15 protein-coding genes and 3 pseudogenes are annotated in these 13,865 nt (G+C 53.6%); 4 read left to right on the top strand and 14 right to left on the bottom strand.

The genetic code is table 11. From position 1 onward, the window contains the following. Positions 1 to 388 precede the first annotated feature (388 nt). On the bottom strand, positions 389 to 1,501 hold the full coding sequence (locus AC2FIT_RS13025) for a glycosyltransferase (protein WP_496830081.1): 1,113 nt from the start codon (positions 1,499 to 1,501) through the stop codon (positions 389 to 391). A 333-nt stretch (positions 1,502 to 1,834) separates the two neighbouring features. Between AC2FIT_RS13025 and AC2FIT_RS13030 the strand changes: the two genes are divergently transcribed. After that, positions 1,835 to 2,797: a GumC domain-containing protein gene (locus AC2FIT_RS13030; protein WP_496830083.1), complete on the top strand. Its 963-nt coding sequence runs from the start codon at positions 1,835 to 1,837 to the stop codon at positions 2,795 to 2,797. A gap of 11 nt (positions 2,798 to 2,808) precedes the next feature. Further along, entirely contained in the window at positions 2,809 to 3,582 is a 774-nt protein-coding gene (locus tag AC2FIT_RS13035; protein WP_496830085.1) for a polysaccharide deacetylase family protein, read from the top strand. 108 nt (positions 3,583 to 3,690) lie between these two features. Here AC2FIT_RS13035 and AC2FIT_RS13040 read toward each other — a convergent pair whose 3' ends face one another. The 3 genes and pseudogenes from AC2FIT_RS13040 to thpR form a co-directional block, all read right to left on the bottom strand. Continuing rightward, positions 3,691 to 4,398, bottom strand: a complete 708-nt coding sequence (locus tag AC2FIT_RS13040) for an IS6 family transposase (RefSeq protein WP_496830088.1) — start codon at positions 4,396 to 4,398, stop codon at positions 3,691 to 3,693. A gap of 712 nt (positions 4,399 to 5,110) precedes the next feature. Next, a pseudogene (locus tag AC2FIT_RS13045) lies at positions 5,111 to 5,773 on the bottom strand (IS6 family transposase). 199 nt (positions 5,774 to 5,972) lie between these two features. Beyond that, positions 5,973 to 6,491 (bottom strand): RNA 2',3'-cyclic phosphodiesterase, encoded by a 519-nt coding sequence (gene thpR, locus AC2FIT_RS13050; protein WP_496830090.1) that lies wholly within the window; start codon positions 6,489 to 6,491, stop codon positions 5,973 to 5,975. A 254-nt stretch (positions 6,492 to 6,745) separates the two neighbouring features. Between thpR and AC2FIT_RS13055 the strand changes: the two are divergent. Next, positions 6,746 to 6,880, top strand: a pseudogene (locus AC2FIT_RS13055) (integrase core domain-containing protein); the annotation flags it as partial. Here the strand turns inward: AC2FIT_RS13055 and AC2FIT_RS13060 are convergent. The 9 genes and pseudogenes from AC2FIT_RS13060 to AC2FIT_RS13100 all read right to left on the bottom strand — a co-directional run bounded on the left by AC2FIT_RS13060 (position 6,854) and on the right by AC2FIT_RS13100 (position 11,989). Further along, complete coding sequence (locus tag AC2FIT_RS13060; RefSeq protein ID WP_496830092.1) at positions 6,854 to 7,144, bottom strand: SAM domain-containing protein; 291 nt, start codon at positions 7,142 to 7,144, stop codon at positions 6,854 to 6,856. The pseudogene AC2FIT_RS13055 and the gene AC2FIT_RS13060 overlap by 27 nt on opposite strands. Before the next feature lie 299 nt (positions 7,145 to 7,443). Then, a complete protein-coding gene (locus tag AC2FIT_RS13065; protein ID WP_496830384.1) occupies positions 7,444 to 8,412 on the bottom strand; it encodes a multicopper oxidase family protein in 969 nt (322 codons plus the stop codon). Positions 8,413 to 8,415: 3 nt separating this feature from the next. Next, positions 8,416 to 8,871, bottom strand: a pseudogene (locus AC2FIT_RS13070) (multicopper oxidase domain-containing protein); the annotation flags it as partial. Between the two features lie 13 nt (positions 8,872 to 8,884). After that, complete coding sequence (locus AC2FIT_RS13075; RefSeq protein WP_496830094.1) at positions 8,885 to 9,763, bottom strand: CopD family protein; 879 nt, start codon at positions 9,761 to 9,763, stop codon at positions 8,885 to 8,887. A gap of 12 nt (positions 9,764 to 9,775) precedes the next feature. Further along, on the bottom strand, positions 9,776 to 10,120 hold the full coding sequence (locus AC2FIT_RS13080; RefSeq protein WP_496830096.1) for a copper resistance CopC family protein: 345 nt from the start codon (positions 10,118 to 10,120) through the stop codon (positions 9,776 to 9,778). After that, on the bottom strand, positions 10,117 to 10,581 hold the full coding sequence (locus AC2FIT_RS13085) for a c-type cytochrome (protein ID WP_496830098.1): 465 nt from the start codon (positions 10,579 to 10,581) through the stop codon (positions 10,117 to 10,119). The genes AC2FIT_RS13080 and AC2FIT_RS13085 overlap by 4 nt, the downstream gene beginning before the upstream one ends. Further along, positions 10,578 to 11,072 (bottom strand): DUF411 domain-containing protein, encoded by a 495-nt coding sequence (locus tag AC2FIT_RS13090; protein WP_496830100.1) that lies wholly within the window; start codon positions 11,070 to 11,072, stop codon positions 10,578 to 10,580. Before AC2FIT_RS13090 ends, AC2FIT_RS13085 begins: the two co-directional genes overlap by 4 nt. 94 nt (positions 11,073 to 11,166) lie before the next feature. Next, positions 11,167 to 11,484 carry a hypothetical protein gene (locus tag AC2FIT_RS13095; RefSeq protein ID WP_496830102.1) on the bottom strand — a complete coding sequence of 106 codons (318 nt, stop codon included), beginning with the start codon at positions 11,482 to 11,484 and terminating at the stop codon, positions 11,167 to 11,169. Between the two features lie 67 nt (positions 11,485 to 11,551). Beyond that, positions 11,552 to 11,989: a hypothetical protein gene (locus tag AC2FIT_RS13100; RefSeq protein ID WP_496830104.1), complete on the bottom strand. Its 438-nt coding sequence runs from the start codon at positions 11,987 to 11,989 to the stop codon at positions 11,552 to 11,554. 277 nt (positions 11,990 to 12,266) lie between these two features. Between AC2FIT_RS13100 and mgrA the strand changes: the two genes are divergently transcribed. Next, positions 12,267 to 13,334: an L-glyceraldehyde 3-phosphate reductase gene (gene mgrA / locus AC2FIT_RS13105; RefSeq protein ID WP_496830386.1), complete on the top strand. Its 1,068-nt coding sequence runs from the start codon at positions 12,267 to 12,269 to the stop codon at positions 13,332 to 13,334. Between the two features lie 77 nt (positions 13,335 to 13,411). Here mgrA and AC2FIT_RS13110 read toward each other — a convergent pair whose 3' ends face one another. Beyond that, complete coding sequence (locus AC2FIT_RS13110) at positions 13,412 to 13,783, bottom strand: hypothetical protein (RefSeq protein WP_496830106.1); 372 nt, start codon at positions 13,781 to 13,783, stop codon at positions 13,412 to 13,414. Positions 13,784 to 13,865 lie beyond the last annotated feature (82 nt).

A 13,865-nucleotide genomic window follows, 5' to 3' on the forward strand; every position in this document is an offset into this window, starting at 1 on the left:
GCGTAGCAGGTAGCGTAGAAAGATTCGGCTTCCAAGAATGCGAGGTGATGAGACGATGGTGTAACGGCAAGGGCCGCAATTCACAGCCTGTAAGGAGTGGTGGCCATCAAAGGCCGGTCATCTTGGAAGGCAATGAAACCAGCGGATCCCATCGAGGCCAGGAGCCAAAGTGCTTCGATCAAAGGCCGGATAGATTCACGCATCCAAAATCGTTGATGCTATCGTTAAACACACCTTGCGCAGGGGGCGTCCATAGATCCACTCCTTGGTGTTTACAATTAGCCAGAGACCCTCTCTTATCAAATCAACCTAAACTGTCCCATTGGCGCTGACGTTAGAAACTGGACAGCCCCGTCACTTACTGTGCCCATCGCAACTGGCTTTTATTTTACACTGCGACTTCTAGATAACGACGCGCAGCAAAGAGATAGTCGTACTGAGCCATGGAGCTTCTTGTTCGTTCTCTGGGCTGCCGCTCCAAGAGACGCTCGATTGCCTTCGCCATCGCAACGCAATCTCCGACGGGAACTAGCTCTGCCGCCTCGACGTTATGTAAGATTTCGTTTGGGCCGCTAGGGCAGTCCGTCGAAACAACTGCTGCGCCGCAAGCTATCGCCTGTACCAAAACGTTCGGCGATCCCTCGAATATCGACGAAAGCGCAAAAACGTTGCACCGGGCCATGTATCGAAAGGGGTTCGGATCAAACCCAGGCAATGCGACGTCATCGCTGAGCGACAAGTCCGAGATCAGCGCGTGAAGCTCCGAACGCATTGGGCCTTCCCCCAGGATCAACAAACGGACAGCCTGTGCCTTCCGCACCTCGGCGAATGCCCGAATGAGCGTCTGATAGTCCTTTTGAGCTGACAAACGACCACACGCCAAAACAACGGGCGGAGCATCGGTGGAAAACCAAGGATCGTCAATCGGCAGTTTTGATTGCGCGATCATTTCCGGAACAATTGTCGGATTTCGAATAACCGAGATCCGCTCGATAGGCAGGTCAAGAGCCTGCGCAGCATCCTCGGCAACACCATCTGAGACAGCGACAAAAGCGTCCGCTTGCCGGAAAAACCTTCGTGCCAGAACAAGCACGGCGCGGCGCTTAATGCTCCCAAGCTTTGCCTCTTCAGTGAGACGATTTCGAATGCTGGGAATGACCGCCAGCGATTTTCCTGAAAGTGGACGGGCAAGCAAGGCAATCAAACCCGCCTCTTCGAGCGCAGAATACAGGCGTTTCGGACTGCGCAGCTTCAAATATTGCACGAGTCCTGGCAAGGCGCGAATTAGACGTGGAGACTGAAGGTCGATCAGGTTCACGTTCTTCGGGACTTCAGCGCGGAACGGACCCGACGCATTGCCAACCACGAGGTCAACGTCGACACCAGTTTCGACCATGCCCCGCGCAAGGTTCACAAAGGCACGTTCCGCACCTCCGCCGTCCAACGTCGGCAAAAAAAGGGCTACAGGACCGTCCCCATGCGGTGGGGGTATTTCATTCATTGGACAACTTTTAACTACTCGGTATTTCATTCATCATATTGCAAAAAACGACATTCCACATAACAATTGCTGCGGTTTAGTCATGTTAGGAAGTAAAGAGTGTCGCAAAATCAACCACCCGGGCCGCCAAGGAGGCTCAGTTTTAATGTTGATCATAGCGTTTCGGCTGACACGCGTGCCAGCCGAAACGGCTCGATAATGTGGCCAATACGTCGCCACATCTGGGCGATCATTACAGTGAGCCTCATTGGTGGCCTGGGTGCAGGCCTTCTCAACAGCGCGAGGGAGCCGACCTACACTGCGTCAAGCCTTCTCCTGATAAAGCCCTATAGCTTGTCGATTCTGGGATACGATCCTGTATCCACCGATTTGACCAGTTCTGCCGTGGTTCTCGAAACGCAAGCTCAGTTACTTAGATCACCGGCCCACATCGCGCGTGTCGCGGACGCGCTGCTGTCATCCGGTACGTTCGGCCAAAGCGTTGAAGGCGTCGCAAAGATTGAAGGGAACGATCCGACCGAAGATCTCGCGCTCTATATCGAAGAGCGGCTTAAGGTGCAGCAGGTATCAGATTCAGAGATCCTGCGCATCTCGTTCACCTCAACTAACCCTGAACTTTCAGCTATCGTCTCCAACGCCGTGGCTACCGAGTTCCTGGATCAACAGCGCACCGAAAAGATCAATGAAATTGTGCAAGTTCGAGAAAGGCTTCAAGAGCAGCTGGCCGAAGTAACGGAAGATGCTGAGCAAAGTCAGCGTCGGCTCAGAGAGAAATCCGAGAGCCTTGCCTCGCCGCCATCCGAAGTGCGTGCGAACCTCGCCGAGGCTGAAGCTGCCTTTCGCGCGGTGCTGTCGCGCCTGCCCGAGCGAGGAACAACGGAGGTGTCGCCCGAAAGCGTGGAAGAACTGCGCAGCCTTATCCTTGATGCCACCAGCGATCTTTACTCAGCCATTGAAAAGGTCGATGGATGGGGCGGTGACGCTGACGACGCTGCATTCGAACCCGAGCTCGAAACTTTGATGCGTGATGCCGAAGCCGCAGGTGCTGTACAAAGCGAGATTTTACGGAGGCTGCGAGAGATTCGCCAGTTGCAGGCGGTTGCCAGTGCCGACGCGCAAGTGGTTTCAGAGGCGACACCACCGACCCGTCCCAGCAACCTGGGGTCGGAAGTTGTCGGATTAATGGTAGGGTTTTCGCTGCTCCTGCTTACGATGTTGCTCGCCATCGTGGTGGACACGCTGAGCCATCCACGCTCAATACACGGCAGTAAAGGTCGCGGCACAGATGCTGGCTGAGGGAAGCTCAGATGACCCGGAAAATAATTTCATTTCTATATCACGAGGTGTCAGATGATCCGGAAACAAGCGGATTTCAGAACCCCGGAGCGCTGCCCTATCAGCACACGGTAGGGCAATTTTTGAATGACCTGGATTTGATTACGGAAAACTTCTCCACATCGGAGAGCGTAAGCGACATTGTAGACTACAACACAAAAAATAAACTGCTTCTGACCTTCGATGATGGCGGGGCGTCGGCGTTATCAATCGCACACATGCTACATGATAGGGGACTAGTCGGCCACTTCTTTGTTACGACGTCCATGATCGATGACAGGAGATTCCTTAGCTCTGACCAAATCAAGGAAATTGATAGTATCGGGCACGTCATTGGAACACACAGCCATACCCACCCATCAATATTCAGGGATCTGCCGTATGATGAAAAACTGAGGGAATGGAGTCGCAGCAAGGCCATCTTGGAAGACATTCTGGGCAGCGCAGTCAATAGCGCCTCAGTTCCAGGAGGCGACATGGATGAAGACACCATAAAGTCGGCGGGTGAAGCTGGAATAAGGTATCTCTTCACGTCCGAGCCAAACTGGCAACCCTACGAGAAATTTGGAGTCAAGGTTTTCGGAAGGGTTTGCGCCAAAAACAGTACAAGGCCTGCGCAAATACAAAAATGGGCAAAAGGCAAAGGCTTCCATAAGGCCAAATTATCCAGGTTCCTGAAAGAGGTCATAAGAACCCGACTCAAGTTTTTCTATTTGTGGTACGTCAGACGTGGAGAGGGGCGCTGATCTCAGTACGCGAGATGCTGCCAGACGAATGCGAACCAGTCTCGGCAAAGACAGAATTGCTGTCAGACAAATTCGAACCAGTCTCAGCTGCGCCAGTATAGCTGCTCTTTATGCCGCACCAAGTTCGCGCCATTCGGCGAGAGTTGCGGACCGTGTCTGCTTGAAGCTGTCTCGGCTGGTGAGAGAGCGCTCCTGGTTAAAGTGGTTGTAAACGGAGGAATGAATGGCGGCGAACTTCTGCAAACTTCGCATCTGCCTGAACCGCTGCATCGCGCGTTCTCGTCGTCGGAACGGGAGGTGGGAGTTCTCAACTCGATTGCTGAGCCACTTGCCCGTCTGTTGTTTTTCCTTGGCTCCAAGCTCTCTGAACACAGCCCGATACGACGCGAAGCGATCCGTGACAACTTCATCCAGAGCACCGTGTCGCTTCATCAGTTTCTTGAGGAATTTCAATGCCGCCTTCTTGTTTCGACGCTTGGTAATAACGGCTTCGAGAACCTCGCCCTCGTAATCAACGGCGCGCCACAGGTAGTGCCGCTTGCCGTTCACCTTTACGAAGACCTCATACACATGCCACTTGGATTTTGAGTATGCCCGCAACTGCTGGACCCGTTTTCTCCGGATTTCAGATGCGAACATTGAACCAAAACGGTTCCACCAGCACCGAACGGTTGCATGACTTACTTCAACCCCTCGCTCATGCAGCAGGTCTTCCACGTTTCGAAGTGAAAGAGGAAACCGAACGTATAGCATCACGGTCAGACGAATGACCTCGGGACTGGTTTTAAAGTACTTGAATGGCGATCTTCTATTCATGTGTCGAAGCTACGAAAGGCCCCTGCCCGCCTCAACCCAAGGTCTTCTAACAAGACCTTCCTATTAGCCATCGCACTCGCAGCAACCGTCATCTACTGGTTATGAATCCAGACCCTAGGTCCGAGTTGCGGACTTGGCGGACGGCTTAAGCCATAGTATGTAACAATTGATCAACAGCGTGCCATGGCGCCTCAAATGTCGAAATTAGAAAAAATGTTTCCGATAAGCCTTGTAACAACCAATTGGTAGTGGGTTCGTTTACAATGCGCTCTTTTCTGTTGTGACTGTAGACCTATATTCTCGAATTTGTCGTAAAATCTCTGAAAATTGCGAAAACTTTATGGGACTGGGACCATGAGTGCTAGTTTTCAACCGTTGTTTTTTAACGAGTTTAATATGTTAAGAATAGGTAAATGGAAGCTATTCCCTGCAGAAAGTAGTCTCTCCCAGCATTTCTCCCTTGGGAATAGCTCCCAACGATCTTTCAAAGCGTTTTGGGAAATAGCGGGGCCAATATGCGTTTTAGCAGTTTTGCTTGCCTATAGCCTTCATAAGGCTTCTGCCGCTAGCTATGCATCGATCCTTATGTAAACAATTTAGCTTCGAGTGAGATGCCTGGTGCTTTGTGTAACGATGTTGCTTCAGGAACTGGTCTTTAAGGTGCTGTCAGGCGAATTCGAACCAGTCTCAGATTAACGCCAAAACCGAGACCTTATCCGGAACAAAGTTGACGCCACTCAGCAAGAGCAGCGGTGCGTGTCAACTTGAAGGTATCTCTGCTGACTGGCGACCTTTCCTGGTTGAAGTGGTCGTAGACGGAGGAATGAACGGATGCGAATTTCTGTAAACTTCGAATGCGCCTGAAACGCTGCATCGCGCGTTCACGTCGTCGAAACGGCAGGTGCGAATTCTCGACGCGGTTGTTGAGCCACCTTCCCGTCTGTTGTTTTTCGAGCGCGCCCAGATCTCTGAGCGCGGCTCTGTATGAGGCGAAGCGATCTGTGACCACGGTTTCCGCTTTGCCGTGTCGCTTCATCAATTTCTTGAGGAACTTTAGTGCTGCAGCTCTGTTTCGGCGTTTGGTTACAACGGCTTCCAGTACCTCGCCTTCGTGATCAACAGCCCGCCAAAGATAATGCCGCTTGCCATTCACTTTCACGAAAACCTCGTCTACGTGCCACTTCCATTTCGAGAACGCGCGCAGTTTCTGAACACGCTTCATTCTGATGTCAGCAGCAAACATCGGGCCAAACCTGTTCCACTAATAGCGGATAAATTCGTGGCTCACGTCAATGCCTCGCTCGTGCAGCAGATCTTCGACATTCCGAAGCGGGAGCGGGAAGCGGATGTATAACATCACCGCAAGGCGAATGATCTAGGAACTGGCTTTAAAGTATTTGAAAGAGGCGGGTCTGGTTATGGGCAAAAGCTACGCAACCGCCCTGCCCGCCTCAACCCTAGTTCTTCTGACATGACCGCGACAGGAACTTCACGAAGGGCAAGATTGCCAGCCGGATTGCAAGCCGAACTCCGCCACCGGTTAGAGTTCCTGAAATTGGCCAAAGGGCAAACGTTTAGCTGAGGGTATAATGCGCCAAAGCGTCATGTCGGGCACCATCAGGGCGCAATGTGGATTGGTAGAGGCCAAAGCTGGTGACCGTCATTTCCGGCAATGTGTTTATTGCGTTGAGATTCTGGAGGTAATGAGCTTCCTCGTCTTGCCCGTGTTTTAAACGAGCAATGGTTACATGCGGGCGAAAGCGCCGACGTGGCAGCACAATTCCTGCTCGTCGCGTGGCGGTGTGAACTTTCCGATGTAATTCTGTGAGCGCCTGACATTCAGCCACCCCGACGGCCAGCGCCCGTCCAAAAAACTCAACCCCTGAAAAAGTTATGCTGAAGCTTGGGGCTGAAAGCGTCAGAAGTTCTTCATGCAATGCCTCCAAAATCTCCTCGGGCTGATCATCCAGAAAGACTAGGGTCAGATGCAAGTTGTCCTCCTGTGCCGGTCGGCCAACTGTCAGTCCGCGCTGCGCACGTGCAAAAGCTTCTTTTGCCTCGTCGCTGAGCGATATAGCAACAAATGACCGCATGTCCTCAGTAGTTTCTCCTTTGGTTAGTTTGCTTCACCCTATACTTGCTAAAAAGCTGCGTCAGGTCTGCCCGTTTCTGCGGAACGTCTGACCAAGCCAGTTGAGGCTATAGCTATCTGCCGTCACATATCGACTTTTCGCTCACGCAGCGAGCTGCCGGCGCCCTTGGGTTTGTTTGAAAGTGTCGGCGGTGCTCACAAAAGCGCCTTTTGTCGCTTTGGAAGCACTCAGCCCGAAGCGGATGGCTATTAGTTCTGTCACTGTCGGATGCTTGCGCGAAGATGGAGAAATGGCGTAGATACTACACCGAAGAAAGACCGCACAGCGCCATCGGGAATATCCCACCTGCAGTGCTGGCAAATTTACATGACGATACCAGCCCGCCCTAGTGAGAAACGCGGAAAACTCTTTGCCCACGTGGCTGAAGGTCGGGTGTCAGAGCAAAGGTACCGGGATACAAAATGGTCAAAACAATAGTTGAGCAAACATCCGTTGCGCCCCCAGCGAAGTATACTACCGAGCCCCAAGCCGCTCTCGCGCAGGTCCTCTTCCACCAAGTCCCCGACGGTCTCGACGTCAATAGCTTCGCGCTCAAACTGCTCGACATAATCTGCCAGTCCGAGCTCTCTGAGCCACTTGTTGATATCGGACAAAGCCCTCTCCCATAAACTCTGGTCTGATCATGGCAGTTACCGAACGTTTCTTCCAGAGTTCCCGCGCTGCGAGCGAAAAGAGATGCGGCCGTTAATAATTCAACGCGAATGCGGCCTGCAATTCGCTCGATGCCGTCGCCCGCGAACTCAACGAGCGGCCAAGAAAGACCTTGAATTGCTTCTCACCCGCAGAGAAGTTCGAAGAGTGTGTTGCGTCGATCGGTTGAACCGGCAGCTCGAAGCGGACCTTCGCTCGATCAAGGGGAACGGCAACTATGCGGACAAAACCGCCGTTCGAATTAATTGACTTTGAACCATCCCATCATCCCACTCGCCTGATGCGACAGCATATGGCAGTGGATCATCCATTTGCCAGGATTATCCGCGACGAATGCAATCTCCACTGTTTCGTCCGCCTGTATGAGGACCGTATCGCGCACGTCTTTGTGGGGATCGGGTACGCTGTTGCGCGACAAAACCGTGAAGTGGTGCCCGTGGACGTGTATGCCGTGCGGAAAGGCCGAGCGATTGGTCAACTCCATGCGCACCGTTCGACCAAGGCTTGCTTCAAACATTGGTTCGCCCATGCCGTGGGCGACCCCGTTGAATGCCCATGCCATGCCGCGAGATGTCAGTTCGCGAAAATCCATTTTCTCGCCCTGATATGTGGCTTCAACCATGCCCCGCATGGCGCCTCCTTCCATCAGCAGGGGCTGGTTTTGCGCAGTCGCGAGGTCAAGTTTTGGCAGCGTTTTCCAAGATGGCAATGGTCTGACATCTTCTTCTGAACGCTGCACCGGTTCGCCCTCAATATTGAAAGAGGCAAACTCCACCTGATTTCCTCTCCCAGTGTCGAGCACGAGATTGGTCATTTCTGTGGATGTCACCGGAGCGTCAACGACGATATCGGCCCGCTGTGCTGGCGCCAATTCCAAAACTTCGAGCTTGCGCGGGGCAACAGGATGACCGTCCAAAGCGACAAGGGTCGAGGACAGGCCAGGTAAGCTGATTGGCATGATCCGGTCAGTTGCGACATTGATCATCCTCAGGCGCACACGCTCAGCAGGGCGAAGAGAGAACCCTGGGAATGACTGTCCGTTTACCGTCCCCGTGTTACCCATTCTTCCCGCATGAGCCGCTGCATGGAGATCGTCCCATCTACCTTCGATAATTGATCCATCTTCGTTAAGTAGCCAATCATCAAGCACCAGCGTAAGTTCACGGGTTGCTGCACCGGGCAGGCCCAGCCATGGCTCAACATCTTCCACGATTAGTGGTCCGGCAAGTCCACGTGCGACCTGCTCCCGGCTTCGGTTGTGGGAGTGATACCAATACGTCCCCGGGTCTGGGCAAACAAAATCATAATCGAATGTACCACCGGTCGGCACGGAATCTTGGGTCAATGGTGCCGCCCCGTCCATCGCATTGTCGATCCGGATACCATGCCAGTGCACCGCTGTAGATTGCGGCAGTTCGTTCAGAAGCCTTCGCGTCACCCGTTCGCCTGCTTTCACGCGTATCTCAGGTCCTGGAACGGATCCCGCACCCTTTTGAGCATAGGCCCATACATCTGTTCGTGGAAATCCTTCAGGGGTGAGTTGCGCCGTTGATGTCGTTGCCCGAAGGACCGCCTGAGTTCCGTCGGCATGGCTGCGCTTTGGTAGCAAGGGAGCTGCTCCAAGAGCGGAAAGACCAGTTACAAACGAGCGACGTGAAAGCGATGTCATAAGCCTACTCTTCTTAAAGGTTCACAGGCGGAGTGGTTACAGAAGTAAGTGTTGCTGTCGAAATCAGTATCAAGAGGACGAAGAAGCCCTCAATCTTAATTGAACGGCGCAACTTGGACGCGGCATGTTCGTCGCCATTTTCTAGTGACGGAACGAGCTTAAACTTGTTCAGAGCAGCAAGGCTCAGCAAACCGGAAAAGAAGATCATCTTAGTCAGAAGTGTCCAACCGTAGGCGGTGGAGAACAACCCATTCACTGATCCCGTCATCAACCACGCGAATGTTAACCCAACAATCACGAGAGCCGGGACGGTCCCGCTCGCTACGACACCAAAACGGTGCAAGAGAATGCCCGCAAATTCCAACCGTGCCGCTTGATGAAGAGGTGCCAAAGCCGCAATCCAAAAACCGGCAGTCAGTAGATGGACTGACAACAACCCGACAAGCAACCAACGCGGATCACTGAGCGAATGGCCGACTTGCGTGTAAGAGACCGCGATCAAAACAGACCCAATCAAAGCGATGAGAGAAGCAACATTGCCGCCAAGAGCGATTGCCAGAACGAGCAAGGTGCCAAGGCCTCTCAGAACCGCCGCCGATCCAAGCGGGCTTTCCCAGATCAACCCCAGCATCATCGTGTCGGTCATGCCATCCATGCCCATGCCGGAAATTCGCGCGGACCGAATACCAAAGCGCAAAGCGATGAGCGCGACACAGAGAAAAGCCGCTGCGATTGCGATGCTGCGGGCAACACGCAGCACGTCCTTGTGCGCCTCCCGGAATGTCACAATGAACAGCGGCCCACCAAGTGCCAGCAACGCGGTGCCATACTCAAGTGCCTTCGCAAGTATGGCGGCGATTGCCCATGCATCTATTGGAGCCAAGCCCGTCACGATCAGCCTACCTCACTCGGCGACCGTAAAGCTAAACGATCCCTGCATGGGGTGTCCATCCGCCGCCAGCCCGCGCCAATCGAACTGATAGACACCTGCACCCATTGCACCTTCCGGCGTCGCACGGAACTCGGTCAACGGATCGAGGCCGGTCTCCCGCACGATAGCAACATCGCCATTCGGACCTTTCAGCGATATGGCTGTTACGCGCATCGGATCGTCAAACCGAATTTCAATTACCTCTACGGTCTCGACCGTCGTGTTGTTGCCCGGCGTGGTTTGCTCTGCTTTAGAATGACCAAACACGCTGGTTGGCAGCAGAAGCAGTGCGGCGATTGCCGTTGATTTTAGTCTCATCGCCTTTCCTCCATTTCATCATGGCGCGCCCGAATGTGCGGCGGCCAGGTTGACTTGATATAGCTCAGAACGGCGATGATTTCGTCGTCCGAGAGTATGCCCTCATACGCTGGCATACTGGTCGCGTAGCTTGGGTCACCAATAACTTCTGCCGGACCATACTTGGTCAGGCGAAACAGCAATTCACCATCATGGTGCCAGGTGTGCCCGGTTGCATCATGCGGCGGCGCCCGCAAGCGGCCATCTTCGTCAAGACCTTGCCAGCCTTCCTCGCCTTCGAGATTGGCACCGTGGCACGACGCGCAATTTTGTTCATAAACCTCCGCTCCATGACTAACGACGGATGCATCATTAGGTTTGAGGACAACGCCACCATCGTTTGAAAGCCCGGTGGCGAAGTAGACGAGCGCGGCACCGATCAGAAATACCGCGCCAGATATCAGCGCCCGCCTCACGCTCATTGACCTACACTGTAGTAAACCTGATTGTCAGAGGCTTCTCCGCCGAACGCAAAAACATCATACCGTACACTTGGATCAGTCCCCATGCCAGGTGAGCCGTACGGCATGCCGGGCACGGCGATACCTTTAACGTTCGGGCGCTCGGACAGCAGTTTGCGAATGGCTTCAAACGGAACATGCCCTTCGACTACATATCCGTCGATGGTAGCGGTGTGACATGCCCACATGTTTCCGGGGACATCACCTTCCAGCTTGGCGCTGGTCACATCCGCCGTGTCGGTCACTTCAACTTCAAATCCTTCTTCGCGGGCCAGCGAAACCCAAGCGCCGCAACAACCGCACGTTGGGCTTTTGACAACGTGTATCTTCCCATAATCTGTCAGGGCTGTGGTGTCGTCTGCGTGGGTATACCCGATCCAAGTCATAGTTAAGAAGCCCAGCATCAGTGCACCAACTGCCGCACGTCCGAGTGTTCTGCTAGTTTTAATCATAGTCGTGTTCCTCACGGAATAAGAACGACAGGGCTTTGCCCGTCGTGATGCAAGCCAAGAATTGGGGAATACGCCCGCTTGGGGCGTAGCTGCATCAGGCGCTTCGCGGTGGATCGAGAGGTCCGGCGAGTTCAACACCATCCGGCACAATGCCATTTTCTGCGGAAATATCCGACGAGACTTCCGGTAGTGGCTCGCCGTCTGCCGGAGCAGGAAGGAGACCCGCAAAAATATGGCAATCCGGAGAGTTGTCATTGCGATCCGTGCAGCAATGCTCGTGTGCACCGGAGTGTGCATCTGGCACACTCACGTGAAGCTCGTTTTCCATAAGCCCATGCGCGCCCGCCATCGCACTGGTATGAGCGATGGCGAAAAAGACCGACAGGATCATTAATAGGCGAAGAAAGCGCATGGGTACTAATTTACCCAGCGCGACCTATCGATTGCAAGCAACAACAATGGAACGCGACTGTCAGGTACTAGTTTGCGTGCGCATCTTGGCCTCTCGCCATCAAGCCGAAGAAACCGAGACCTTTGATCCGCGCGACTACGGCTGTGTCTTCGCTGGTTACCGTCAGTTCAACGCCCTGTTTGCTTTCCTGCACTGAAACGGCCCAGCGATAATCGCGCGCCAACTGGCCAGCATGTGCCGGTACCATCCGTCTCAATGAAGCAAGCGTCTCTGCATCGCCCGTGACCGATACACGAAACCCGTCTAGCAGTGAGGTCTCGGTAACGATCGATCCGATTAAAAGCCTGTCCATGTCAACGAGGTGTTCGCATAAACCAGACAAATCGACTTTTGTCCAATCCGTTTCCGGTTCCGCCTCAAGAACACGCACAACCTCTGCCAAGGCCCCAAATGTGCCTTGGCCCGGTTCCTTCAATCCGGCACCGCCGTGCATTTGCGCGTGCATGTGCGTTTTGTGTTTCTTCGAACTGCCCCTAGTGTTGGAGGATTGGGTGTCAGTGCATCTACAAACGGTCCAAACCAAGGGGCTTAGCCACTTGATGTGTTCGTTCAGTGCGTAAAAGGCCACCTAGGGCTCGGCCCGGTCATTTGTTCAATCGCGACAAATGTCTGCCCTGTAGACGCAGCTTCTGTTTGTTGGAAGTGATTACAGCAGGCTTCGCCGATGGCTGATTACTATCTCGTTGAATTGACACGGAGTGATGATCTTGGATTATGGACAGATGAGCAAAGTTCAACGCCCTCCGAAGCCCCGACCACACCCCTATTCTCCCAATCCCGATCGCTATGAGCAAATGGTCTATCGCCGTTGCGGTCGGTCTGGCGTAAAGCTACCAGCGATAAGCCTTGGGCTATGGCACAACTTCGGTGAGGATACGCCGCACCAAACAAAGCGTGATCTTTGCCGGACTGCTTTTGACCTGGGTATAACGCACTTTGATTTGGCAAATAACTATGGCCCGCCCCCGGGATCGGCGGAAGAGGCATTCGGCGAAATTCTGAAAACTGATTTCGCTGGCTATCGAGACGAACTCATCATATCGACCAAGGCCGGCTACGACATGTGGCCAGGCCCTTACGGGGAGTGGGGATCACGGAAGTATCTCGTGGCCTCATGTGACCAGTCGCTCAAGCGGATGGGGCTCGACTACGCAGATATCTTTTATTCCCACCGTTTTGATCCGGATACCCCACTGGAAGAGACTATGGGAGCCTTGGACTATATCGTGCGCTCCGGACGCGCACTTTACGTCGGGATTTCAAGCTACAACTCGCAAAGAACACGCGAAGCGCTTGCCATCTTAAATGACCTTGGCACGCCGTGCCTGATCCATCAGCCTTCCTACAACCTGCTCAACCGCTGGGTTGAACACGACGGGCTGTTGGACACGCTTGATGAAATGGGCGTAGGATCGATTGCGTTTACGCCTCTTGCACAGGGTATTTTGACATCGAAGTATTTGAACGAAATTCCTGCAGGCAGTCGGGCGACCCAAGGAAAGTCGCTCTTGGACGGCATGATCAACGAACGTTCACTGGCGAGTGTCCGGGCTCTAAACGACATAGCGGCGTCGCGCGGTCAATCATTGGCACAGATGGCGCTCGCTTGGGTCTTGAAAGGCGGTCGAGTAACGACTGCGCTTATTGGCGCTTCGCGACCCGAGCAAATCGCGGATTGCGTCGGTGCAGTCGAAAATATGGAATTTACCGACGCGGAACTCTCAAGGATTGATGAGGTCAGTTCGGAAGAGGACATCAATTTATGGGCGCGATCCTCCGAAACTGAGTAGCTTTTTGCAGGTACTGTTAGACGAATTCGAACTAGCCTCAGTTTGACGCCAAAACCGAGAACCTATCCGGAACAAAGTTAACGCCACTCTGCAAGAGCGGCGGTGCGTGGCAACTTGAAAGTATCTCTGCTGGTCAGCGATCTTTCCTGGTTGAAGTGGTTGTATACGGAGGCATGGACGGAGGCGAACTTCTGTAAACTTCGCATGCGCCTGAAATGCTGCATCGCGCGCAGTTGCTGAACACACTTCTTTCTGATCTCCGGCGCAAACATCGGGCCAAACCTGTTCCACCAATAGCGGATAGTTTCTTGGCTCACGTCGATGCCTCGCTCGTGCAGCAGATCTTCGACATTTAGAAGCGAGAGCGGGAAGCGGATGTATAACATCACCGCAAGGCGGATGACCTGGGGACTCGTCTTGAAGTACTTGAATGGTGATCTTCTATTCATGTGCCGAAGCCGCGAATGGCCCCTGCCCGCCTCAACCCAAGTTCTTCTGACACGAAATTCGCGCGTCTTCCTCAGAAAACAT

This window comes from Ruegeria sp. YTSA135 (assembly GCF_059610165.1).